Origin of the sequence: Hydrogenophaga sp. (genome assembly GCF_030373225.1) — a bacterium.
Classification (GTDB): Bacteria; Pseudomonadota; Gammaproteobacteria; order Burkholderiales; family Burkholderiaceae_C; genus Hydrogenophaga.
Map to the genome: position 1 here is coordinate 215,192 of NZ_JAUCZG010000001.1, position 22,497 is coordinate 237,688.

Here is a 22,497-nt window from a genome sequence, read left to right on the forward strand (position 1 = left end):
GCAGAAGATACCGCCAACGCGGTATGGCGAGGCCTTGGGGTTTGGGATGTCATGCCCTCCACCCCAAGGAGACCCGCATGAGCATTGCGCACTACCAGATCCGCCGCATGTCCCGGCAGGACTTGAAAAGGACCCTCGGCTGGGCCGGCCGCGAAGGATGGAATCCCGGTCTGCACGACCTCGACCTGTTTCACCACATCGATCCGCAAGGGTTTTTCCTGGGCTGGATCGGCGACCGTCCGGTCGCCTCGATTTCCTGCGTCCGCTACAGCGACCGCCACGCCTTTCTGGGGTTCTACATCGTGGACCCGGCCCTGCGCGGCCATGGCCTGGGCATGACCGTGTGGGAGACAGCGCTCGAACATGCCCGGGGCTGCGTGGTGGGCCTCGACGGTGTGGTGGCGCAGCAGGACAACTACCGGCGTTCGGGATTCGAGCTGGCCTGGAACAACCAGCGCTACCGGTGCGCTGGCCGCGGCACGGGTCCGTGCCTGCTTCACCCCCGCATCGTGCCGCTGTCCACACTGCCGTTCGATGTGCTCGCGGCCTACGACCGGGCGTTTCATCCGGTGCCCCGCGACGGCTTCCTCCAGGCATGGATCCAGCAGCCGCAAAGCCTGGCGCTGGCCTGGTTCGAAGAGGGCGAACTGCGGGGTTATGGCGTGATGCGCGCCTGCGTCGACGGGCACAAGCTCGCACCGCTGTGCGCCGACACACCGGCGATTGCGGATGCGCTGATGGGAGCCTTGTGCGCGGGCGTGCCGCCGCACGAATCGGTCTGGCTCGATGTGCCCCAGGCCCATCCGCAGGTGGTGGCCTGGGCCCGGGGGCAGCGCATGGAAGCGGGCTTTCCCACCGCCCGCATGTACCGCGGCCCGGCGCCCCGGCTCGATGTGGCGCGCCTGTACGCGCTGACGGCGCTGGAAGTGGGCTGAGGCCTCAGCGCTGCGGTGCTTCGCGTTCGCGCAGGCGAAAACGCTGGATCTTGCCGGTGGCCGTCTTGGGCAGTTCGGGCAGGAACTCGATGAAGCGCGGGTATTTGTAGGGCGCGAGCTTCTCCTTCACAAAGGCCTGCAGTTCGGCTTCCGTGGCCTGCGCACCCGACTTGAGCACGACGAAGGCCTTGGTCTTGGTCAGGCCGTCCGCATCGATCTTGCCGATCACCGCGGCCTCGAGCACGGCGCTGTGTTGCACCAGCGTGGCTTCGACCTCGAACGGACTGACGTAGATGCCGCTGACCTTGAGCATGTCGTCGTTGCGGCCGGCGTAGGTGCAGTAGCCCTCGGCATCGCGCGTGTACTTGTCGCCGGCCTTGGTCCAGCTGCCCTGGAAGGTGTCGCGCGTCTTGGCGCGGTTGTTCCAGTACATCAGGGCCGCGCTCGGGCCGCGGATGTAGAGGTCGCCGATCTCGCCGTCGGGCACGGGCAGACCGTCTTCCCCGCGCAGCTCGATGTCGTAGCCTGGCACCGGTTTGCCGGTGGTGCCGTAGCGAACGTCGCCCGGGCGGTTGGACAGGAACACGTGCAGCATTTCGGTGGAGCCGATGCCGTCGATGATCTCCACCCCGAAGTGCCGGGTCCAGCGCTGCCCGATGTCTTGCGGCAGTGCCTCGCCGGCCGACGAGCACAGTCGCAGCGCCACATCGTTCTTCTTGGGCAGGTCGGGGCTGGCCAGCATGCCGCCATAGCCGGTGGGGGCGCCGTAAAACACGGTGGGCTTGAGTTCGATGAAGCGTTTGAAGCAGGCCTGCGGCGTGGGCCGCTCGGCCATCAGCAACACGCTGGCCCCCACGCTCAGTGGAAAGCTCAGTGCATTGCCCAGGCCGTAGGCGAAGAACAGTTTGGCGGCGGAAAAAACCACGTCGTCCTCGCGCAGGCCGAGCACGCCCTTGCCATACAACTCGGCCGTCCAGTACAGGTTGGCCTGGGTGTGGACCGTTCCCTTGGGGTCACCGGTGGAGCCGCTGGAATAGAGCCAGAACGCCGGCTCGTCGCCGTGTGTGTCGGCGGCTGACCCGGCTTGACCGGCGGCCACGAAGGCCGCGAAGTCGTGGTGGCCGGCGGGCAGGGGCTCACTGGCGCGCGAGACGACCAGGTGCCTGACCTCTGTGGCCTGAACGGTCAGGGCGGTGTGCAGAGTGGGCAGCAACGCGGCCGAGACGATGGCCGCTTGCGCGCGGCTGTTGGCCAGCATGTAGGCGTAGTCCGAGGCCGTGAGCAGCGTGTTCACCGCCACCGGCACCACGCCGGCGTGCAGCGCGCCCAGAAAGGCCACCACCCAGTCGCTGCTGTCGTGCATGAGCAGCAGCACCCGCTCTTCGCGCCGCAGGCCCAGCGCCGTGAGCGCACCGGCGAAGCGCTGCACCTGGCCGGCCAGTTCGCCATAGCTCATCGTGCCCAGGTCATCGATCAGAGCGGTCTTGTCCGGGCGGACGCGGTTGAGGGCGAGCAGGTGGCGCGCGAAATTGAAGCGTTCGGGTGGTGGCGCGACGGCGGTGGTCATGGGGTTGTCTCCTGCTGTGTGCGTGAAAATTTATCCGTTCGGGCTGAGCCTGTCCAAGCCCTTGCCCGAGTTTGGCTGGTGAAGGCTTCGACAGGCCCGGCCCGAACGGAGCGTGGGTGTTTTCAGAACGTCAGAGCGCAGGCAGATGCCGCGAGCACGTCCAGCGCGGCGCTGCTGGCCTGCACGGCGCTGCGGCGGTGGTAGAAGCCCAGCGCGCGCAGGCCGCCGAGTTCTTCACCGCCACCGGCGCGGCCGGGGCCGCCGTGCAGCGACATGGGCATGACGTTGCCGTGACCGCTGTGGCTGGCCGCCACGTCGGGCGAAACGGCGTGCACCCGGCCGTGGGCCGAACCGAGTTCGAGCGCGGCGGCAGCGATGAAGGCCGGGTCGGCGCTGTAGACCGAGCAGACCAGCGAACCTTCTCCCCGGCGGATCAACTCGTGGGCCTGATCGATGCTGTCGTACGCCATGAGTGTGGCCACCGGGCCGAACACTTCCACCTCGTGCAGCAGCCGGGCCTTCGTGGGCTCGCGCGAGCCCAGCAGCACGGGTGCCACGCAGGCCGCCACCGAGGCATCGGCGTCCACCAGTGCGGTGCTGTTGCCGTCGAACAGCAGTTCGGCCTCGGTTCGAAGTGTTGCAATGCCTTCGAGCACGCCGGCTTTCTGCTCCTGGCTCACCAGCGATCCCATGCGCACCGCTTCATGGCGCGGATTGCCCACCGGGATGTTGGCGAGCCGGGCGCCGATCGCCTGGGCGGCCGCGTCGTACAGAGCGCGCGGCACGAACACACGGCGGATCGCGGTGCACTTCTGGCCGGCCTTCACCGTCATTTCGCGCACCACCTCGCCCACCAGCAGGCCGAAGGCTTCACTCTGCGGAGTGGCGGCCGGGTCGAGCAGCGCGCTGTTGAGGCTGTCGGCCTCGATGTTGCAACGCACCGAACGCGCTGCCACGGCGGGGTGGCTGCGGATGATGCGCGCGGTCTCGGCCGAGCCGGTGAACGACACCACATCGAAGGGCTGCAGCTGGTCCATCAGGCCGGCGGACGAGCCGCAGACCACCGACAGCGCGCCGGGTGGCAGGATGCCCGCGTCGATCACATCCTTGACCATGCGCTGCGTGAGCCAGGCGGTGGCGGTGGCGGGTTTCACGATCACCGGCACGCCGGAGAGCAACGCCGGCGCAGCCTTCTCCCACAAGCCCCAGCCCGGAAAATTGAAGGCGTTGATGAACAGCGCCACGCCGCGCGTGGGGCTCAGGATGTGCTGGGTCTGGAACACCGGGTCCTTGCCCATGCGGATGCGCTCGCCGTCAAGCAAGGCGTGGGCATTGCCCAGGGTCTCGCCCAGCTTCGCGTAGTGGCCCAGCGTGAAGATGCCACCGTCGATGTCCACCGCCGAGTCCCGGGTGGTGGTGCCGCAGTTGGCGGTGGCGATCTCGAAGTACGCATCACGGTTGGCCTGCAGCACCTTCACGATCGCGCCCAGCAGGCCGGCGCGCTCGCCGTAGCTCAGGGCACGCAGGGCCGGGCCGCCCTGATCGCGGGCAAAGGCAAAGCCGGCAGCGAGGTCGAGCCCGTCGCTGCTGACGCGTGCCAGTTCGGTGCCCAGCACCGGGTCGAACAAGGGCGTGCCCGGGCCGCTGCCGGTTTGCCATTGGCCACTCAGGTGGTTGGGGAGCAGGGGCGTGGTGGTCATGGTGGGTGAATTCGGTTGAGCGAGCCGCCGGGGCTGGTCGCGGGTGGAGAATGGCGCTATAAATGCACTATCTTGCGTGCGTGGAGATGTGCATTAAAGTGCATGTCGAGACGCTTGGCAAGCCCCTGCCGGGTTTTGCAACAGCCCGGTGAACCCGTTTGAAAGGTCAGGCACCCCATGGACGATGCCGATGCCGGCGTGGTGAGCACCGCCCGTCCGGTGGACTCCGCTGCACTGGACGAAGCGAGCCGCAACCCCTTTCTGGTGGCGCTCGGCGAACGCGTGCGTACCCTGCGCTCGCGCCGCGGCATGACGCGCAAGGCGGTGGCCGTGGCGGCCGATGTCTCCGAGCGGCACCTGGCCAACCTCGAGTACGGCACGGGCAACGCGTCCATCCTGGTGCTGCTGCAGGTGTCGCAGGCGCTGCACTGCTCGCTCGCCGAGTTGCTGGGCGATGTGAGCACAAGCTCACCCGAATGGCTGCTGATCCGCGAATTGCTCGAAGGGCGCGGTGAGGCCGATCTGCGGCGCGTTCGGGTGGCCATCGGCGGGCTGCTCGGGGGGGGTGCCGTGCCTGGCGGCGACCCCGGGCGCAACGCGCGCATCGCCTTGATCGGCCTGCGCGGCGCGGGCAAGTCCACCCTGGGCCAGCGGCTCGCCGACGACCTCGGTTTTGCGTTCATCGAACTCAGCCGCGAGATCGAGAAATTCGCCGGCTGCAGCATCAACGAAATCCACTCGCTCTATGGCACGCCCGCGTACCGGCGCTACGAGCGCCGGGCGCTGGAAGAGGCGATCCAGATCTATCCGGAGGTGGTGATCGCCGCGCCCGGCGGGCTGGTATCGGACGCAGCCAACTTCAACCTGCTGCTGTCGCACTGCACCACCGTGTGGCTGCAGGCCGATCCGGCCGACCACATGGGTCGCGTGGCGGCGCAGGGCGACATGCGCCCGATGGCGGCCAGTCGCGAGGCGATGGAAGACCTCAAGCGCATTCTGGCCGGGCGTTCGGCCTTCTATTCCAAGGCCGACATGAGCTTCAACACCAGTGCCTACAGCCTGGATGACGCCTTCCAGGCATTGCGCACCCAGGTGCGCGAGCGCCTGGCCCTGGTTACAAAACATGCATGAAAGTGCATTGACCGTTTTGGCTTTGTGAATTATTATTCACGTCATCGGGCTCCCGCTGGCAGTTGAATGCCGGTTTGTCGGGCCCCTCTGCAGCCCCGAGGAGACACACCCATGAACGACACCGCCCTGGCCACCGCACCCGTAGCAACCGCCACCCAGACCACGGCCACCGCCACGCCCACCACGGTCGACTACCGCACCGAGCCGGGACAGTACCGCCACTGGAAGCTGTCGTTCGACGGCGCCGTGGCCACGCTGGCGATCGACATCGACGAGAACGCCGGTATCCGCCCTGGCTACAAACTCAAGCTCAACAGCTACGACCTGGGTGTGGACATCGAACTGCACGACGCCCTGAACCGCGTGCGTTTCGAGCACCCCGAGGTGCGCACCGTGGTCGTCACCAGCGCCAGGGACCGGGTGTTCTGCTCCGGCGCCAACATCTTCATGCTGGGCGTCTCCAGCCATGCCTGGAAGGTGAACTTCTGCAAGTTCACCAACGAGACGCGCAACGGCATCGAAGACTCCTCGAAGCACAGCGGCCTGAAGTTCGTGGCTGCCCTCAACGGCGCCTGCGCCGGCGGCGGCTATGAACTGGCCCTGGCCTGCGACGAGATCGTGCTGGTGGACGACCGCTCTTCCGCCGTGTCGCTGCCCGAGGTGCCCCTGCTCGGCGTGTTGCCCGGCACCGGTGGCCTGACCCGCGTGACCGACAAGCGCCATGTGCGCCACGACCTGGCCGACATCTTCTGCACCACCAGCGAAGGCGTGCGTGGCAAGAAGGCGGTCGACTGGCGGCTGGTGGATTCGATCGCCAAACCCCAGCAGTTCGCGGCCCACGTGAGCGAACGTGCGGCCGCCCTGGCCGCTCAGAGTGATCGCCCCGCCGCCGGCAAGGGTGTGGCCTTGCCGCGCATCGCCCGCACCGACAGCGCCGACGGCCTGGGCTATGCCCATGTGACGGTGGGCATCGACCGCGCCCGGCGCAGCGCCACCCTCACCCTGAAAGCGCCCACCGGCGCGCAGCCGCAAGACATCGCCGCCATCGAAGCCGCGGGTGCTGCCTGGTGGCCCCTGCAGATGGCGCGTGAACTCGATGACGCCATCCTCTGCCTGCGCACCAACGAACTCGACATCGGCACCTGGCTGCTCAAGACCGAGGGTGATCCCGCCGCCGTGCTGGCCAGCGACGCCCTGATGCTCGCCAACCAGGAGCACTGGCTGGTGCGCGAGACCATCGGCCTGATGCGGCGCACCTTCGCACGGCTCGATGTGTCCTCGCGCAGCCTGTTCGCCCTCATCGAGCCCGGTTCGTGTTTTGCGGGCTGCTTCGCCGAGCTGGCGTTCTGCGCCGACCGCGCCTACATGCTGGCCCTGCCCGACGACGCCGACAAGGCCCCGCGGCTGCAGCTCGACGGCTTCAACTTCGGCCTGCTGCCCATGGTCAACGACCAGTCGCGCCTGCAGCGTCGTTTCTACGAAGAGGCCGGCCCGATGGCTGCCGCGCAGGCCGCGATCGGCCAGGCGCTGGATGCCGATGCCGCGCTGGCCCTGGGCCTGATCACCGCCGCGCCCGACGACATCGACTGGGACGACGAGGTGCGCATGGCGCTGGAGGAGCGTGCCTCCATGTCGCCCGACGCGCTCACCGGCCTGGAAGCCAACCTGCGTTTCGCGCAGAAGGAAAACATGGCCACGCGCATCTTCGGCCGACTGACCGCCTGGCAGAACTGGATCTTCATCCGCCCCAACGCGGTTGGCGAAAAAGGTGCGCTCAAGGTCTATGGCAAGGGCGACAAGGCGGCTTTTGATTTCAACCGGGTCTGATGCCCAGACCGTTCGGGCTGAGCCTGTCGAAGCCCTTCCCAACCACGATCGCGTGAGCCCTTCCACAAGCCAAGCGCGAACGGCGAAACGAATCACAACCAGGAGCACAGCATGTCCACCGTCAACTACAGCGACAAGATCCCCAACAACGTCAACCTGAGCGAAGACCGCACGCTGCAGCGCGCGCTGGAGCAGTGGCAGCCCAATTACCTCAAGTGGTGGGACGACATGGGCCCCGACGGCTCGCAGAACTTCGACGTGTACCTGCGCACCGCGGTCAGCGTGGACCCGCAGGGCTGGGCGCAGTTCGGTCACGTGAAGATGCCCGACTACCGCTGGGGCATCTTCCTGAACCCCGCCGAACAGGACCGCAAGATCCACTTCGGTGACCACAAGGGCGAGGCCGCCTGGCAGGACGTGCCTGGCGAATACCGCGCCAACCTGCGCCGCATCATCGTGACGCAGGGCGACACCGAGCCGGCATCGGTCGAGCAGCAGCGCCACCTGGGGCTGACTGCGCCCAGCCAGTACGACCTGCGCAACCTGTTCCAGGTGAACGTGGAAGAGGGCCGCCATCTCTGGGCCATGGTGTACCTGCTGCACAAGTACTTCGGCAAGGACGGCCGTGAAGAAGGGGAAGCCCTGCTCGAGCGCAACAGCGGCAACGCCGACAATCCGCGCATCCTGGAGGCCTTCAACGAAGAGACGCCCGACTGGCTGAGCTTCTTCATGTTCACCTACTTCACCGACCGCGACGGCAAGTTCCAGCTGTGTGCACTGGCCGAAAGCAGCTTCGACCCGCTGGCCCGCACCACCAAGTTCATGCTGACCGAAGAGGCGCACCACATGTTCGTGGGCGAGTCGGGCGTGAGCCGCGTGATCAACCGCACCTGCCAGGTGATGAACGAACTCAAGACCGACGATCCGGCCAAACTGCGCGCCGCCGGCGTGATCGACCTGCCGACCATCCAGCGTTACCTGAACTTCCACTTCTCGGTGACCATCGATCTCTTCGGCGCCGACGAATCGAGCAACGCCGCCACCTTCTACTCCACCGGCCTCAAGGGCCGATATGAAGAAGGCAAACGCGCCGACGACCATGTGCTCAAGGGCCAGACCTATCGCGTGCTCAATGTGCAGAACGGCCAGCTGGTGGACAAGGAAGTGCCGATGCTCAACGCACTCAACGAAGTGCTGCGCGACGACTACATCAAGGACAGCGTGGGCGGTGTGGAGCGCTGGAACAAGGTGATCGACAAGGCCGGCATTCCGTTTCGTTTGACCGTTCCGCACAAGGCCTTCCACCGCAACATCGGTTTGCTCAAGGGCGTGAAGGTGGCCCCCGATGGCCGCGTGATCTCCGAGTCGGAATGGGCCGCCAACCGCGACAACTGGCTGCCCAGCGAGTCGGACCGCGCCTTCGTGGCCAGCCTGATGGGCCGCGTGGTCGACCCCGGCAAATTCGCCAACTGGATCGCGCCTCCCGTCATGGGCATCAATCGCCAGCCGGTGGACTTCGACTACGTGAGGTTCGCCTGAACTGGCCCATCCCCGCGCCGCGCCTGCGGCGCGTCACCCCCTCAAGGGGGCAACGCCTGCGGGCCGGGAAACCCGGACCCGCGGCGTTCTTGATTCGCTCCCCCTCTCCTACACTGTCTCTTGATATTTCGGAGACTCCCCATGAACTCCCCAGCCGAACTCGCTGTCATCAAGCAGCACCTGATCGACCCCGAGATCTGCATTCGCTGCAACACCTGCGAAGCGATCTGCCCGGTGGGCGCGATCACGCACGATTCGCGCAACTACGTCGTCGACGCGTCCAAGTGCAACCTGTGCATGGACTGCATCTCGCCGTGCCCCACCGGCTCCATCGACAACTGGCGCAGCATGCCGCTGGTGCGCGCCTACACACCCGAAGAGCAGCTCACCTGGGACGAGCTGCCTCCCGAGTTGCCGCCTGAAGAGCTGGAGGGCTTGACCACGGTGGATGGCGGCTCCGTTCGGGCTGAGCCTGTCCTTCGACAAGCTCAGGACGATCGGGACTCAGCCACCGGAGAACAGGTGTTCGTGGCCAGCAGCTATGGTGCCACCCTGCCACCGTGGTCGGCCGCGCACGCCTACACCAATCTCTATGGTCCCAAGGCCACGCAGAAAACCGTGACCGCCACCGTGGTGGGCAACCTGCGCGTCACCGAGGTGGGCAAGACCGCCGGCAGCGACTACGACACGCACCACGTGGTGCTTGATTTCGGCACCATGCCCTTCCCGGTGCTGGAGGGCCAGAGCATCGGCGTGGTCCCGCCCGGGGTGGATGCCAACGGCAAGCCGCACCACGCGCGCCAGTACAGCATCGCCAGCCCGCGCAACGGTGAGCGGGTGGGGCACAACAACCTGTCGCTGACCATCAAGCGCGTGCTCGAAGACCACCAGGGCCAACCCGTGCGCGGCGTGGCCAGCAACTTCATGTGCGACCTCAAGGTGGGCGACAAGGTCGAGGTGATCGGGCCCTTCGGCACGAGCTTTCTCATGCCCAACCATCCGAAGAGCCACATCGTGATGATCTGCACCGGCACCGGCAGCGCGCCCATGCGCGCCATGACCGAGTGGCGCCGCCGCCTGCGCGCAGATTCGATGCGGGTGGCAGAAAGCGGCGCCGCCGGGCCGCCCCAAGGCTCCGCAGCCCCCGCGGGGGGCAGCGACCCGCGCAGCGGCGGAGCGTGGGGGCCCAGGTTCGAGGGCGGAAAATTGATGCTGTTCTTCGGCGCGCGTTCGCAGGAGGAGCTGCCGTACTTCGGCCCGTTGCAGAACCTGCCCAAGGATTTCATCGATACCAACTTCGCTTTCAGCCGCACGCCGGGCGCACCCAAGCGCTATGTGCAGGACGCCATGCGCGAACGCGCGGCGGACCTGGTGCTGCTGCTGCAGGACCCGAATACGTACTTTTATGTGTGCGGTCTCAAGAGCATGGAAGAGGGGGTGGTGCTGGCGCTGCGTGATGTGGCGCAAGGCGCAGGATTGAACTGGGACACGATCGGCAGCGCATTGAAACGCGAAGGCAGGTTGCACCTGGAAACCTACTGAGGCCCAAGGGCGTCAGGGTTTCCCCGCGCATTCTTGCGTTTCAGGCGTGGGAAAGTGCGGCGCTTCGTTCGCCTCGGAGGTGGATGCCGTACATTCCTGCCTTCGTATGAACATCCCCCAACCCCCTGCCCCCATCCGCAGCCGACCCGCCATCGAGGTCGATGTGGTGATGCGGCGCGAGCCGGTGAGCGGCCCCATGAGCCACTGGCAGCCGTTTCGCTGGGTGCTGGCCGACGTGTTGCTGCGTGGCAGCCCCGACGAGACCGCACCGGAGGGCGACGAGCACGACCATGAGCCGCAGGCGGTCGTGCCTGTGGACCCGGCCACAACCGATGCCGGCGGTCAGACCACCCACTGGCTGTTCCCGCGGTTTCGCGTCTCGCTGTTCCGCGACGACGCCGAAGGTTATTTCCTCAACCTCAACAGCCCGCAGCCGTGCTTCTGGGTGTTCTGGCGCGCCGACGAAGAGCGTCTGCTCGACGGTGAAGCCATGGCTGTGCCGCAGATCGTCACGCTCAGTTACCACGACGCCGGCCGCTGGCTCGACGCGCAGGAGCGGGTGGACCAGGTGAGTGCCGCGCCCGAGGTGGTGGACTGGCTGCGCGGCTTCGTCGATGCCACCTACCAGCCCGAGCCCAAGCGGCGCCAGCGGCCCGAGAGCTTCAAGCCGCTGACCGACCGGTTCGGCCAGCCGGTCCGTGTGACCACCGAGAAGCGCCGTGGTGGCGGCGGGCCCCCGGGACTTTGACCATGGCCACGAACGACGACGACAACTTCTTCTCGCGCTGGTCGCGCCGCAAGGTGCAGGTGCGCGCCGGCGAGCCGCTGCCTGCCGAGCCACCCGCGCCGGTGGCGGTGGCGGTGGCGGTGGTGACGCCCGCCGCCGCGCCCGCCGCTCCAGCGGTCGAAGCGCCGTCCGAAGCGCCTCCACCGGCCCTCACGCTCGACGATGTGGCGCGTCTCACGCCCGAGTCCGACTACTCGGCCTTCGTGGGCAAGGGTGTGTCGTCCGATGTGCGCAATGCCGCGGTGAAGAAGCTCTTCACCGACCCGCACTACAACATCATGGACGGGCTGGACATCTACATCGACGACTATTCCAAGCCGAGCCCGCTGTCGATGGCGGACATGGCCAAGATGGTGGGCGCGCAGTTCCTCAAGCTGGTGGACGACCCGAACGAGCCCAGGCCGCCCGCCACCGTGAGCACTGAACCGGCGACAGAGCCGCTGACCGATGAGCCGCCCACCGAGGTGGCTGAAGCCGCGCCAGAGGCCGAAGAAGCCTCGCCAGACGACAACAACGACACCCCCGTTTCCGAGACACCGGACCCCCACGATGACCACGCTGATCTGCAATTGCAACCAGACCATGCCGCTGAACCCCCGGGTTCTGGGCGAGGCCCTGGATGAAGACCTGACCCTGCACACCACGCTGTGCCGCCGCGACGCCCCCGCGTTCCAGCGCGCAGCCCGCAGCAACGACGACCTGGTGGTCGCCTGCACCCAGGAAAGCCGCCTCTTCACCGAGCTTTCGGAACAGACCGAAGGCGCGGTGTCGCTCGACGTGCGGCCGATCAGGTTCGTCAACATCCGCGAAACCGGCGGCTGGGGTCGTGAAGCCGGGGACGCCACGCCCAAGATGGCCGCGCTGCTGGCCGCAGCGCGCCTGCCGGACGCCGAGCCGGTGCCCACGGTGACCTACAAGAGCTCGGGCCGCCTGCTGATCATCGGTGCGCTGCATGAGGCCGAACGCGTGGCCGACCTCGTGGCCGACACGCTGGAGGTGAGCCTGCTGTCCACCGGCGGCACCGGCATGCAGACCCGCCGCTACCCGGTGATCGCGGGCGAGATCGGCGAAGTGCGTGGCTGGCTCGGCGCTTTCACCGTCAACTGGACCACGAACAATCCGATCGACCTCGACCTGTGCACGCGCTGCAACGCCTGCGTGGCCGCCTGCCCCGAAGGCGCCATCGGCCTGGACTACCAGATCGACATGGACAAGTGCAAGAGCCACCGCGCCTGCGTGAAAGCCTGCGAAGCCGTGGGCGCGATCAACTTCCAGCGCGACGCCCAGGAGCACAGCGAACAGTTCGACCTGGTGCTCGACCTGCGGTCCGCGCCGGCGTTCACGCAGCATGCGCACCCTCAGGGCTATTTCCATCTGGCCTCCGGTATCGACAACGCCGCCGGCCTGGCCACGGTGCTCAAGCTGCGCGAGCTGGTGGGCGAGTTCGAAAAGCCGAAGTTCTTCACCTACAAACAAAAGCTCTGCGCGCACGGCCGCAACGAGACCGTGGGCTGCAACGCCTGCGTGGAAGTCTGCTCGGCGCTGGCCGTTTCAAGCGACCTGAAAAGAAACCAGATCGTCGTCAACCCCAACCTGTGCGTGGGCTGCGGGGCCTGCACCACCGTGTGTCCGACCGGGGCGCTGTCGTATGCGTATCCGCGCGCCAGCGAACAGGGCGTGAAGCTGCGCACCTTGCTGGCCACCTATGCCAAGGCCGGCGGGCAAAACGCTGCGCTGCTGCTGCACAGCCAGCAAGCCGGCACGGCGTTGGTCAACGACCTGGGCCGTGTGGCGTCGATGGACAAGGCGTTTCGCGGCATGCCCGCCCGCGTGATCCCGCTGCCGCTGTGGCACACGGCGTCCATTGGCCTGGACGTTTGGCTCTCGGCCTTTGCCTACGGCGCTTCGCAGGTCTGGGTGCTCATGACGGGCGAAGAAGCGCCGCAGTACCGCGAAGCGGTGCGCGAGCAGATGGCGGTGGCGCAGGCCCTGGTGAGTGGCCTGGGCTACAGCGGCCATCACTTCCGGCTGATCGAGGCCAGCGAAGTCCAGGCGCTCGACGCCGCACTGGTTGCGGTACCGGCGCAGACTGTCAAACGCCGCGCCACCTTCGCCATCCAGGCCGAGAAGCGCGCCACGGTCGAACTGGCGATCGACCATTTGCTGCAGGACAGCGCGGCCCAGCGCCCGGCCATGGAGGCCATCGCGCTGCCGGGTGCCTCGCTGCTGGGCACCATCAGCGTGAACAAGGACACCTGCACGCTGTGCCTGAGCTGTGTGAGCGCCTGCCCGGCCAGTGCCCTGCAGGACAACACCGAGCGCCCGCAACTGCGTTTCATCGAGAAGAACTGCGTGCAGTGCGGCCTGTGCGCCAGCACCTGCCCGGAAGACGCCATCACGCTGCAGCCGCGTCTGCTGCTCGGCGAGCAGCGCAAGCAGTTGCGGGTGCTCAACGAAGCCCAGCCCTACCACTGCATCCGCTGCGCCAAACCCTTCGGCACGCTCAAGGGCATCGAGGTGATGCTGGGCAAGCTCTCGGGCCACGCCATGTTCCAGGGCGAAGCGCTGCAGCGCCTGAAGATGTGCGGCGACTGCCGTGTGGTGGACCTGTATTCCAATCCGGGTGAGACCCGCATCACCGATCTCTGACCGCCCCGTACGCCGAGAACAGAGCCATGAACAACGCCATTCCGATCACGTCCGCCCTGGACGAAGAAACCGCCCGCGCCGAGGTCTATGGCCTGCTGGCTGCGCTGTACTACGCACCGCCCACGCCCGAACTCATGGCGCAGTTGCGCGTGGCCGTGACCGAAGCCCCCGCCGCCGGCGGCTTTCTCGAAGAGCCTTGGCGCGAGGTGGTGGCCATGTCGCGCGAACTGGACGATGCCGCCATCACCGCTGAATACAACGCGCTTTTTGGGGGTGTGGGCAAGCCCGAGATCTACCTGTTCGGCTCGCACTACCTGAGCGGCTTCTTGAACGAAAAGCCCCTGGCCGCGCTGCGCACCGACCTGGCCGTGCTCGGCCTGGGCCGCGACGACACCATGTCCGAAACCGAGGACCATGTCGCCTACCTCTGCGAGGTGATGCGCTACCTGATCGCGGGCGAGGACGTCGAGGTCGCCAACCTCACGCAGCAGCAGAAGTTCTTCACCACCCACCTGCAGCCCTGGGTGATGCGCATGTGCGAGGACATCGCGGCGCACCCCAAGGCCCGCTTCTATGCCAGCCTGTCGGCGTTCACGCGCGCGTTCGTGGGCGTGGAGGCCCAGGGTTTCGACATGCTGGCCTGAGCCGGCGGTCGCCCTCCCTCACTGCGCGCCGGGCCGTCCGTCGTTGGTCGACGTCGCCGCCGGCGCCAGCGGTTCGGTCAACAGCCGCACCGTGAACACGGCACCAGGGCCGTCGCTGCGGTTCGCTGCCGAAATGCTGCCGCCGTAGCGCTCCACCAGGCCCTGGCTGATCCACAGGCCCAGGCCGTTGCCGTCGTTCTTGGTGGTGAAGAACGGGCGGAACAGCCGCTCCTGCGCTTCGGCACCCAGGCCGTGCCCCGAGTCTTCCACGCGCAGCAAGGCGCCACCGGCGTGCACGGTGCGTGGGCCCTCGGGCATCCAGTCCTGCGTGACCAGGCGCAGCACGCCGCCCTGCGGCATGGCCTGGATTGCATTGATGAGCAGGTTGATGATGACCTGCTGCAGCTCCTGCCGGTTGCATCCCACCCGCCGCGTGCCCCGCAAATCGCGCTGCACCTCGATGCAGGTCTGCGACAACAGGTGCCCCACCAGCACCAGGCAGTCGTTGACCGTGCGGCTGAGGTCGAGCGATTCCACATACCCGGCGTACTCGGTGGGTCGCGCGTACTGCAGCAACTGCGTGACGATCAGACGCATGCGTTCGACCTGCCCGTCCAGCAGTTCGAGCTCGCCGCGCACCGGCAGCGCGTGTGCGCCCAGGGTCTCGCGCATCAGGTCCAGGTTGCCCTGCATCACCGCGATCGGGTTGTTGATCTCGTGCGCAATGCTGGCCGTGAGCTGCCCGATGGCGGCGAGCTTCTCGCTCTTCACCAGCTGCTGCTGCGCCATTTGCAGCGAGGCGTTGCTCATCTCCAGTTCCCGCGTGCGCTCGGCCACCTTGTGGTCGAGTTCTGCGCCCCAGCGCTGCAGCGCGGCGGTCTTGTCGTCGATGACGTCCAGCAGTTCGTCCAGGTGGCCGGCCAGCGCGCCGAGCTCGTCGCGCGCCTGCAACTCACCCACGCGCGCGCCGTTCTGTCCGTCTTCCACCAGCTGCATGGTGCGGTTCATGCGCTGCACCGGCTGGAAGATGCTGCGCGCCCAGCGAACCGACAGCACCGCCGACAAGGCCATGACCAGCAGGAAGATCAGGCCCATCGTCGCCATCATGGCGTAGCGCACCAGGCGAAAGGGGGCTTCCGTGAAGCCCACGTAGAGCATGCCGATGCGGGCACCGCTGGCGTCCTGCAGCGGCTCGTAGGCCGACACATACCAGTCGTTCACCACGAAGGCCCGGTCCAGCCAGGTGTTGCCATCGCCCAGCACCGCGTCGCGCACCGCCTGCGACACGCGGGTGCCGATGGCGCGCTGGTCCTGGAACAGGCGCACATTGGTGGTGATGCGCACATCGTCCATGAACAGCGTGGCAGTGCCCTGGCTGCCGAAGGGCAGGGCGCCTTCGGGGTAAACGATCCGGTTGATGTGGTCGATGAAGTCGAGGTTCTGGTTGAGCAGCAGTCCCCCGGTGAGCCAGGCGATGGTCTGGCCAGAGGCGTCCTTCACCGGCCGGGTGGAGAGAACCACCAGGGCGCGGTTTTCCGCTTCACGCGTGTCGGGCGCCGCGTTCAGTGTGGGCACCAGGGCGATGCGCAGGCGGCTCATCAGGTGAGGCGCGAGCGCGGCCAGGGCGTCGGGTTCGAGCTGCAGCAGCCGCCCCCGGGCGGGCTGGTCGGCGGTCTGCAGCGATGCGCGGATGGCCGGCGGCATGGCGGGCGCCGGCTCGGCCGATTCGCTGCTGCTCAAGCCGGGCGGGGCAGCGCGCGCCAGCGGTCGGCCCTGCAGGTCGTAGAGCACCAGGAAGTCGAGCCCGAGCTGCGCGCGGGCCGTGGCCAGCGGTTCGGCTGCAGCGCTGCGCGCCACCGCCCGGGTCGGGCGCAGCGCCGCGTACAGCGCCTGCGACTCGGCCACGCCACGCGTGCCCGAGGCCACCTCGCCAAGCACCTGTTCGAAGTAACCGTGCGCCACTGCCAGGTCGCTGCGCACCTTGGTGATCAGCAAGCGGTCGTAGGCCGCGTTGCTCCACAGCGCCAGCGCCAGCGCCATGAGCGGAAACGCCACCAGCAAGGGCAGCAGCGCCATGGCCAGCAGCTTGTTGCGGACCGAACTGGCCAGCCAGCGGGGTGTGCGCCACAGGGTCACAAGCCGGCCCACTCGGCGACGCGGCGCTCCAGCGTGCGGCGCGACACGCCGAGCAACTGCGCCGCGCGTGTCTTGTCGCCCTGTACCGAGTCGAGCACGGTGAGGATGTGCAGCTTCTCCATTGCGTGCAGGTCGGTCGGCATGGCGGGCGCGGTGGCGCCGCCCGGCGCCTTGTTCACGCCCGGATACAGGGCAGAGACATTGAGCGCACCCAGGATCAGCGAACGTTCGATCAGGTTGCGCAGTTCACGCACGTTGCCCGGCCAGTCGTATTGGGCGAGGAAGTCCATTTCCCGATCGCTGATGAGCAGGGGATCCACCCCGAGCGATGGAGCGAGCTGGGCCACGAAGTGCGCGACCAGCTCGGGAATGTCCTGCTTGTGTGCGCGCAGCGGCGCCAGGTTCAGGTCGACCACCTGCAGCCGGAAGAACAGGTCCTTGCGAAAACGGCCTGCTTCCACCTCGGCGCTGAGCCGGCGGTTGGTCGCCGCCACGATGCGCAGGTTCAACGGCACCAGTTGTTCGCTGCCCACCGGACGGATCTTCAGGTCTTCAATCGCGCGCAGCAGTGTGGCCTGGATCGGCAGCGGCAGCTCGGCAATCTCGTCGAGGAACAGCGTGCCGCCCTGTGCATAGTGGAAGAGGCCGTCGCGCGCGCGGGTGGCGCCGGTGAACGCGCCCCGCGCATGTCCGAACAGTTCGCTCTCGATCAGATCGGGCGAGACCGCCGCACAGTTGACCGGCACGAACGGCCCGCTGGCGCGACTGCTCTGCGCGTGCAGTTCGCGCGCCACCAGTTCCTTGCCGGTGCCCGACTCGCCTTGCAGCAGCACCGTGCTGTTGACCGGCGCCACGCGGGCGATCGACGCCCGCAGCTCCTGCAGGTCCGGCGACTGGCCGACCAGTGCTGCGCCGCGCCCGGGCGGTGGTGAAACCGCGCGACGCAGCACGAAGTTTTCGCGGCGCAGGCGCGAGCGCTCGTAGCAGTGCTTCACCGCGTTGAGGATCTGCGGCACCCGAAACGGCTTGAGGATGAAATCGGATGCGCCGGCCCGCAGCGCTTCAATGGCGGTGTCCAGGTCGGCGAATGCAGTGATCAGGATCACTTCGCCGGTGAAGCCTTGTTCGCGCAGTTCCTTCAGCCAGACCACGCCGCTCTTTCCAGGCAGGGAGATGTCGAGGATGACCAGGTCGACATGGTGGCCTCGCAACCATTGCGCGCCGTCTTCGGCGCTGGTCGCACTCATCACGAAGTGGCAGCGCGGCGCCAGTGTCTTGACAAGGAAGTTCAGCATGCCCTGTTCGTCATCGACGATCAGGATCGACCAGTCGGGCCATCCTTCCAGCGTTCGTTCGGGCCCAGAGGGCAGATGTGCGTTGTCCACTGGCCGGGATTCTACGGATGTAGCCGACGAAAACAGTAGGTTATTCACGCAAACCCCACGATGTGCCGGATGTTGATGCCGGTTGGCACACCCCGCACCATGCGACAAATTGTCGCGTTGTGTGGCGACAGGTTGACCGCAGGCGGTGCCGGCGCAAGGCGGCGACATTCGGGTAATCCCGAGCCTGGGACAGGCTCGACCATGCGGATCGTGAGTGTGCTCAGGGTTGCAGGTCCCGCAGCGCCCGTCGACATCGGCAACGGGAGCAGTACCTTTGGCCTATGGCACGGTTCTGGCTATCAAAAGCGCAGCAGAGTCCGATGCTGCGATGCCGCATGAGCGACGCCGACAAGGCCGCAGCCGCAACAGGCTCCCTAGCGTATTCACCACCTTGCAAGGCACTGCGGCAGGGGTTAGATTCCACTTATGCAAAAGGTCCGCACGTTGTGTTGGCGGGCCAATTTCAACCTGGAGATCTGCATGACCAAGCCCTCCCGCCCGACCGCAGGTGACGAACGTTCCGGCCTGAGCCGGCGCACCCTGTTCGCAGGTGCCTCCACGGTCGGCGCACTCGCCGCCGCAGCTACCCTGATTCCCCGCGCGCCGGCCGACGCGTCCGCCGCGGTGGAGAGCAAACCCGCGCCCACCAAAGGCGGTGGCTACAGCCTCAGCGACCACGTCAAACAGTATTACCAGACCACCCGCATCTGAGCGGACGGCTGAGTCTTGATTTCCCACGTTCTCGTTCGTTCGCTGCCCCTTACCGGGGTGCATGCTGCCGACACGGCGGCTGTCCAGGCGATTCATCAGGAGGCAAAACCATCATGCTGCTGACCAAAAAATCATCCTCCACGGTTGGACGCGCCTCGCGCGTGCATTCCACCTTTGTCCACAACCTGCAGCGCGGCCTGTCCTCGGCCCTGCCCACCATGGACCGCCGCGCGTTTCTGCGCCGATCCGGCATGGGCGTGGGCGTGGGACTTGCCGCCTCGCAACTCGTGCTGGTGAAGAAGGCGAAGGCCGCCGAGGGCAAGTCGATCGACGGAACCGGCAAGATCGAGGTCAAGCGCACCATCTGCACCCACTGTTCGGTGGGCTGCGCCACCGACGCCATCGTGGAGAACGGTGTCTGGGTGCGCCAGGAACCGGTGTTCGATTCCCCCATCAACCTCGGTGCCCACTGCGCCAAGGGTGCGGCCCTGCGCGAGCACGGCCACGGTGAGTACCGCCTGCGCTACCCCATGAAGCTGGTCAATGGCAAGTACGAGCGCATCAGCTGGGACGTGGCCCTGAACGAAATCACCGCACGCATGAACGAGTTGCGCGAGGCCAGCGGCCCCGACTCGGTCTACTTCGTGGGTTCCTCCAAGCACAACAACGAACAGGCCTACCTGCTGCGCAAGTTCGTGAGCTTCTGGGGCACCAACAACTGTGACCACCAGGCCCGCATCTGCCATTCCACCACGGTGGCCGGCGTTGCGAACACCTGGGGTTATGGCGCCATGACCAACTCGTACAACGACATGCAGAACAGCAAGTGCGCGTTGTACATCGGGTCGAATGCCGCTGAAGCGCACCCGGTGTCGCTGCTGCACATGCTGCATGCCAAGGAAAACGGCTGCAAGATGATCGTGGTCGATCCGCGCTTCACGCGAACCGCCGCCAAGGCCGACGAGTTCGTGCGCATCCGCTCCGGCACCGACATTCCCTTCCTCTTCGGCATCCTGTACCACGTCTTCAGCAATGGCTGGGAAGACAAGAAGTACATCAACGACCGCGTGTTCGGCATGGAGGCTGTCAAGGCCGACGTGATGGCCAAGTGGACACCGGACAAGGTCGAGGAGGCTTGCGGCGTGGGCGAGGCGCAGATGCTCAAGGTGGCCAAGATGCTGGCCGAAGCCAAGCCCGCCACCATCGTGTGGTGCATGGGCCAGACGCAGCACACCATCGGCAACGCCATGGTGCGTGCCACCTGCATCCTGCAGCTGGCACTGGGCAACGTGGGCAAGAGCGGTGGCGGCACCAACATCTTCCGCGGCCATGACAACGTGCAGGGCGCCACCGACGTCGGCCCCAACCCCGATTCGCTGCCTGGCTACTACGGCCTGGCCGCCGGCTCGTGGAAACACTTTGCGGCCACCTGGGGCGTTGACTACGACTGGATCAAGTCGAAGTACGCCGACGGCATGATGGAGAAGCCCGGCATCACCGTCTCGCGCTGGATCGACGGTGTGCTGGAGAACAACGAGCTGATCGACCAGGGCCCGAACCTGCGCGGCGTGTTCTTCTGGGGCCATGCGCCCAACTCGCAGACGCGTGGTCTGGAGATGAAGCGCGCCATGGACAAGCTGGATCTGCTGGTGGTGGTGGACCCGTACCCTTCGGCCACGGCCTCGATGGCGGCCATGCCCGGCAAGCCGGAAGACCTCAATCCCAAGCGTGCGGTGTACCTGTTGCCAGCAGCCACCCAGTTCGAGACCAGCGGTTCGTGCACCGCGTCTAACCGTTCCATCCAGTGGCGCGAGAAGGTCATCGAGCCGCTGTGGGAGAGCCGCAGCGACCACATGATCATGCACCAGTTCGCTGAAAAACTCGGCTTCGGCGCCGAGCTCAGCAAGAACTACAAGATGCAGCAGGTCAAGGGCATGGACGAGCCGGTGCCCGAGGACATCCTGCGCGAGATCAACAAGTCGGTCTGGACGATTGGCTACACCGGCCAGAGCCCGGAGCGCCTGAAGGCCCACATGCGCAACATGAACGCCTTCGATGTGAAGTCGCTCAGGGCCAAGGGCAAGGTGATCGACAAGGAAACCGGCTATGACATGAGTGGCGACTACTTCGGTCTTCCATGGCCGTGCTACGGCACGCCCGAACTCAAGCACCCGGGCTCGCCCAACCTGTACGACAACTCCAAGCACGTCATGGACGGGGGCGGCAACTTCCGCGCCAACTTCGGTGTCGAGCGCGACGGCAAATCGCTGCTGGCCGAAGACGGTTCGCACTCGGTGGGCTCCGAGATCACCACCGGTTATCCCGAGTTCGACCACATCCTCATGAAGAAGCTGGGCTGGTGGGAAGACCTCACCGAAGCCGAGCGCGCCAAGGCCGAAGGCAAGAACTGGAAGACCGACTCCTCCGGCGGCATCCAGCGTGTGGTCATGGCCCACGGCTGCCATCCCTTTGGCAACGCAAAGGCTCGGGCCGTGGTGTGGAACTTCCCCGATGCGATCCCGCAGCACCGCGAGCCGCTGTATGGCACGCGTCCCGACCTCGTGGCCAAGTACCCCAGCCACGACGACCAGAAGACCCGCTGGCGCATGCCGGTGCTCTACAAGTCGCTGCAGACCAAGAACGTCGAAGAGAAGCTGCACGAGAAGTTCCCGCTCATCATGACCTCGGGACGCCTGGTGGAGTACGAGGGCGGTGGTGAAGAAACCCGCTCCAACCCCTGGCTGGCCGAGCTGCAGCAGGAAATGTTTGTCGAGCTGAATCCGGAAACGGCGGCCGCGCGCGGCATTCGCAATGGCGAACGCGTGTGGGTCAGCAGCCCGACCGGCGCCCGCATCAACGTGCAGGCCCTGGTCACACCGCGGGTGGGGCCGGACACCGTGTTCCTGCCGTTCCACTTCTCGGGCCATTGGCAAGGGGCCGACATGAAGCCCTACTACCCGGACGGCGCGATGCCGGTGGTGCGTGGTGAAGCGGTCAACACGGCGACCACTTACGGCTACGACATCGTCACGATGATGCAGGAAACCAAGAGCACGATCTGCAACGTCGAAAAAGCGTAAAGACTGGAGAACACCATGGCAAGAATGAAATTCATCTGCGACGCCGAGCGCTGCATCGAATGCAACGGTTGCGTGACCGCCTGCAAGAACGAACACGAGGTGCCGTGGGGCGTGAACCGCCGCCGCGTGGTCACGCTCAACGACGGCGTGCCGGGCGAAAAATCCATCTCGGTGGCCTGCATGCACTGCAGTGACGCACCCTGCATGGCCGTGTGCCCGGTGAACTGCTTCTACCGCACCGACGAAGGTGTGGTGCTGCATGACAAGGACGTCTGCATTGGCTGCGGCTACTGCTCGTACGCCTGCCCGTTCGGCGCACCGCAATTCCCGTCGCAGGGCACCTTCGGTGTGCGCGGCAAGATGGACAAGTGCACCTTCTGCGCCGGTGGCCCCGAGGCCCATGGCAGCCAGGACGAGTTCGAGAAGTACGGGCGCAACCGCCTGGCCGAAGGCAAGCTGCCGGCCTGCGCCGAGATGTGCTCGACCAAGGCCCTGCTCGCCGGCGACGGCGACGTGGTGGCCGACATCTTCCGCAACCGCGTGCTGCAGCGTGGCAAGGGTGCCGAAGTCTGGGGCTGGGGCACCGCCTACGGCACCGCACAAGGGACCAAATCATGATGCGCCGATTCACACTGACCCTGGCCTCCACGGCCGTGTTGCTCGGCCTGGCGGCCTGTGGCGATCAGCCGCAGGAAATGAACAGTGCCGGCGTCAAGCAGGACGATGCGCCGTACACCGGCGTTGGCAAGAGTCAATACCTCCAGAGCGGCTGGAACGCCGGCGACAAGACCAGCTGGGAACAGCAACTCAAGGCGCGCGCCCAGTACGGGCAAAACGACTACACCCGCATGTCCAAGTGACGAG

The 22,497-nt window shown here is 66.6% G+C and carries 17 protein-coding genes; 13 read left to right on the plus strand and 4 right to left on the minus strand.

Annotated elements, in window-relative coordinates; genetic code table 11:
• Window positions 1-77: 77 nt before the first annotated feature.
• Window positions 78-935 carry a GNAT family N-acetyltransferase gene (locus QUV35_RS01095; protein WP_300870272.1) on the plus strand — a complete coding sequence of 286 codons (858 nt, stop codon included), beginning with the start codon at window positions 78-80 and terminating at the stop codon, window positions 933-935.
• Between the two features lie 4 nt (window positions 936-939).
• Here the strand turns inward: QUV35_RS01095 and QUV35_RS01100 are convergent, their stop codons facing one another.
• Both QUV35_RS01100 and QUV35_RS01105 read right to left on the minus strand, forming a co-directional pair.
• On the minus strand, window positions 940-2,502 hold the full coding sequence (locus tag QUV35_RS01100) for a benzoate-CoA ligase family protein (protein ID WP_300870273.1): 1,563 nt from the start codon (window positions 2,500-2,502) through the stop codon (window positions 940-942).
• Window positions 2,503-2,624: 122 nt separating this feature from the next.
• Window positions 2,625-4,202 (minus strand): 3,4-dehydroadipyl-CoA semialdehyde dehydrogenase, encoded by a 1,578-nt coding sequence (locus tag QUV35_RS01105; RefSeq protein WP_300870274.1) that lies wholly within the window; start codon window positions 4,200-4,202, stop codon window positions 2,625-2,627.
• 177 nt (window positions 4,203-4,379) lie between these two features.
• Here QUV35_RS01105 and QUV35_RS01110 point away from each other — a divergent pair, with 177 nt between their 5' ends.
• The 8 genes from QUV35_RS01110 (at window position 4,380) to QUV35_RS01145 (ending at window position 14,321) form a co-directional block, all read left to right on the plus strand.
• The gene (locus QUV35_RS01110) at window positions 4,380-5,333 is read left to right on the plus strand and encodes a helix-turn-helix transcriptional regulator (protein ID WP_300870275.1); all 954 of its coding nucleotides are present in this window, start codon (window positions 4,380-4,382) and stop codon (window positions 5,331-5,333) included.
• A gap of 111 nt (window positions 5,334-5,444) precedes the next feature.
• Complete coding sequence (gene boxC, locus QUV35_RS01115; RefSeq protein ID WP_300870276.1) at window positions 5,445-7,160, plus strand: 2,3-epoxybenzoyl-CoA dihydrolase; 1,716 nt, start codon at window positions 5,445-5,447, stop codon at window positions 7,158-7,160.
• Between the two features lie 111 nt (window positions 7,161-7,271).
• Window positions 7,272-8,699, plus strand: a complete 1,428-nt coding sequence (gene boxB, locus QUV35_RS01120) for a benzoyl-CoA 2,3-epoxidase subunit BoxB (RefSeq protein WP_300870277.1) — start codon at window positions 7,272-7,274, stop codon at window positions 8,697-8,699.
• Window positions 8,700-8,840: 141 nt separating this feature from the next.
• Window positions 8,841-10,241 (plus strand): benzoyl-CoA 2,3-epoxidase subunit BoxA, encoded by a 1,401-nt coding sequence (gene boxA / locus QUV35_RS01125; RefSeq protein ID WP_300870278.1) that lies wholly within the window; start codon window positions 8,841-8,843, stop codon window positions 10,239-10,241.
• A 106-nt stretch (window positions 10,242-10,347) separates the two neighbouring features.
• A complete protein-coding gene (locus QUV35_RS01130; protein WP_300870279.1) occupies window positions 10,348-10,989 on the plus strand; it encodes a DUF3305 domain-containing protein in 642 nt (213 codons plus the stop codon).
• 2 nt (window positions 10,990-10,991) lie between these two features.
• Window positions 10,992-11,651, plus strand: a complete 660-nt coding sequence (locus QUV35_RS01135; protein WP_300870280.1) for a DUF3306 domain-containing protein — start codon at window positions 10,992-10,994, stop codon at window positions 11,649-11,651.
• Window positions 11,578-13,677 (plus strand): 4Fe-4S binding protein, encoded by a 2,100-nt coding sequence (locus QUV35_RS01140; RefSeq protein ID WP_300870281.1) that lies wholly within the window; start codon window positions 11,578-11,580, stop codon window positions 13,675-13,677. The genes QUV35_RS01135 and QUV35_RS01140 overlap by 74 nt, the downstream gene beginning before the upstream one ends.
• Before the next feature lie 26 nt (window positions 13,678-13,703).
• A complete protein-coding gene (locus QUV35_RS01145) occupies window positions 13,704-14,321 on the plus strand; it encodes a molecular chaperone TorD family protein (protein ID WP_300870282.1) in 618 nt (205 codons plus the stop codon).
• Window positions 14,322-14,339: 18 nt separating this feature from the next.
• On the opposite strand, the gene QUV35_RS01150 is transcribed toward QUV35_RS01145, so the two are convergent.
• Complete coding sequence (locus QUV35_RS01150; protein WP_300870283.1) at window positions 14,340-16,469, minus strand: cache domain-containing protein; 2,130 nt, start codon at window positions 16,467-16,469, stop codon at window positions 14,340-14,342.
• Entirely contained in the window at window positions 16,454-17,842 is a 1,389-nt protein-coding gene (locus QUV35_RS01155; protein WP_300870284.1) for a sigma-54 dependent transcriptional regulator, read from the minus strand. Before QUV35_RS01155 ends, QUV35_RS01150 begins: the two co-directional genes overlap by 16 nt.
• 480 nt (window positions 17,843-18,322) lie before the next feature.
• Here QUV35_RS01155 and QUV35_RS01160 point away from each other — a divergent pair, with 480 nt between their 5' ends.
• The 4 genes from QUV35_RS01160 (at window position 18,323) to QUV35_RS01175 (ending at window position 22,493) form a co-directional block, all read left to right on the plus strand.
• Complete coding sequence (locus QUV35_RS01160; RefSeq protein ID WP_300870285.1) at window positions 18,323-18,553, plus strand: formate dehydrogenase; 231 nt, start codon at window positions 18,323-18,325, stop codon at window positions 18,551-18,553.
• Between the two features lie 113 nt (window positions 18,554-18,666).
• Window positions 18,667-21,633 (plus strand): formate dehydrogenase subunit alpha, encoded by a 2,967-nt coding sequence (locus QUV35_RS01165; protein ID WP_300870286.1) that lies wholly within the window; start codon window positions 18,667-18,669, stop codon window positions 21,631-21,633.
• A 15-nt stretch (window positions 21,634-21,648) separates the two neighbouring features.
• A complete protein-coding gene (gene fdh3B / locus QUV35_RS01170; RefSeq protein WP_056272861.1) occupies window positions 21,649-22,251 on the plus strand; it encodes a formate dehydrogenase FDH3 subunit beta in 603 nt (200 codons plus the stop codon).
• On the plus strand, window positions 22,248-22,493 hold the full coding sequence (locus tag QUV35_RS01175; RefSeq protein ID WP_300870287.1) for a hypothetical protein: 246 nt from the start codon (window positions 22,248-22,250) through the stop codon (window positions 22,491-22,493). Before fdh3B ends, QUV35_RS01175 begins: the two co-directional genes overlap by 4 nt.
• Window positions 22,494-22,497 lie beyond the last annotated feature (4 nt).